1 protein-coding gene is annotated in these 1,817 nt (G+C 71.2%); it reads left to right on the forward strand.

Going from position 1 to position 1,817, the window contains the following annotated elements; translation table 11 throughout:
• Positions 1 to 120: 120 nt before the first annotated feature.
• Positions 121 to 1,817: 2Fe-2S iron-sulfur cluster-binding protein (locus J2X01_RS21930; RefSeq protein ID WP_310062668.1), on the forward strand; the 1,697-nt coding region annotated here is incomplete at its 3' end.

Here is a 1,817-nt window from a genome sequence, read left to right on the forward strand (position 1 = left end):
GACGGTTCCGGATGCCGCCGAATCCGGCACTGCCAGCACCGCTCCAGACAGCACCACCACCGGAAGTGCCGCGCCCAGCACCTCTTCAACGAGCATCACCGCCCCGGAAGGAGCAACCAAGTGACTTCCCAGAACGCCCGCCTCGCCGCCGGCGGCCGCATCGACCGCACCATTTCCTGGCGTTTCACCCTGGACGGCGAGGAATTCTCCGGCCACCCGGGCGACACGCTCGCCTCGGCCCTGCTCGCGAACGGCCGGATCGCTGCCGGCAACTCCCTGTACGAGGAGCGGCCGCGCGGCATCATGTCCGCCGGCGTCGAGGAATCCAATGCCCTGGTCAAGGTCGCCGCCCGGTTCCCGGGGCACGTGGCCGAGTCCATGCTCCCCGCCACCACGGTGACCCTGGTGGACGGCCTGAAGGCAGAGCTGCTCAACGGCCTCGGCAAGCTGGACCCGGAGGAGGACCGCGCCGAGTACGACAAGAAGTACGTCCACACCGACGTCCTGGTGGTCGGCGGCGGTCCGGCAGGCCTGGCCGCGGCCCGCGAAGCGGTACGCTCCGGCGCCCGGGTCATCCTCATTGACGACCAGCCCGAGCTGGGCGGCTCGCTCCTGTCCGGTTCCACCGGCCCCGGGCTGGCCGAAACCATCGAAGGCAAGGCGGCCCTGGAATGGGTGGCGGACGTGGAAGCCGAGCTGGTTTCCGGCGCCGAGTCCACCGTCCTGAACCGCACCACCGCGTTCGGTGCCTACGACGCCAACTACGTCATCGCTGTCCAGAACCGCACCGACCACCTCGCCAGCCCGGCAGCGCCCGGCGTGTCCCGGCAGCGGATCTGGCACATCCGCGCCGCCCAGGTCATCCTGGCCCCCGGCGCCCACGAGCGTCCGCTGGTCTTCGAAAACAACGACCGGCCCGGCATCATGCTCGCCTCCGCGGTCCGCAGCTACCTCAACCGGTACGCCGTGGCCGCCGGTTCCCGCGTGGTCATCAGCACCACCAACGACAGCGCCTACGCCCTGGCCGGCGAGCTGCGCGCCGCCGGCATCCGCGTCGAGGCCGTCGTGGACGCCCGCCCGCAGCTGAGCGAAACAGCCGCCGCGGCCGCCGCCGCCGGCACCCGGGTGCTGATCGGCAGCGCCGTCGCCAACACCGCTTCCGGCACGGCCGAGGGCCGGGTGGAGAGCGTGACCGTCCGGAGCATCAACGACGACGGCGAACTCACCTCCGGCGTCGAGGAGATCGTCTGCGATCTGCTCGCCGTCTCCGGTGGCTGGAGCCCGCTGGTCCACCTGCACTCCCAGCGCCAGGGCAAGCTGCGCTGGGACGACGAGCTCGCCGCTTTCGTGCCGAGCACCGTGGTCCCGAACCAGCAGACCATCGGCTCGGGCCGCGGCAGCTTCGAACTCGACGACTGCCTCGCCGAGGGCATCTCCGCCGGAGCGTCGGCCGCGATCGCCGCAGGCTTCGCATCCGCCGTCGAACCTTCAGTCCTTGGCGAGCCGAAGGCCTCCGCCCCGACCCGGCAGCTCTGGCTGGTCCCCGGGCAGGACGGCGGCCCGGATGACTGGCATCACCACTTCGTCGATTTCCAGCGCGACCAGTCCGTGGCCGACGTGCTCCGCTCCACCGGTGCCGGCATGCGCTCGGTGGAACACATCAAGCGGTACACCTCGATCAGCACCGCCAACGACCAGGGCAAGACCTCCGGGGTGAACGCGATCGGCGTCATCGCCGCCGCGCTCCGCCAGGCCGGCGAGGCGTCGCGGGGCATCGGGGACATTGGCACCACCACCTACCGCGCACCTTTCACCCC

It is taken from the genome of Arthrobacter ginsengisoli, assembly GCF_031456935.1.
In the GTDB taxonomy this organism is placed as follows: Bacteria; Actinomycetota; Actinomycetes; order Actinomycetales; family Micrococcaceae; genus Arthrobacter; species Arthrobacter ginsengisoli.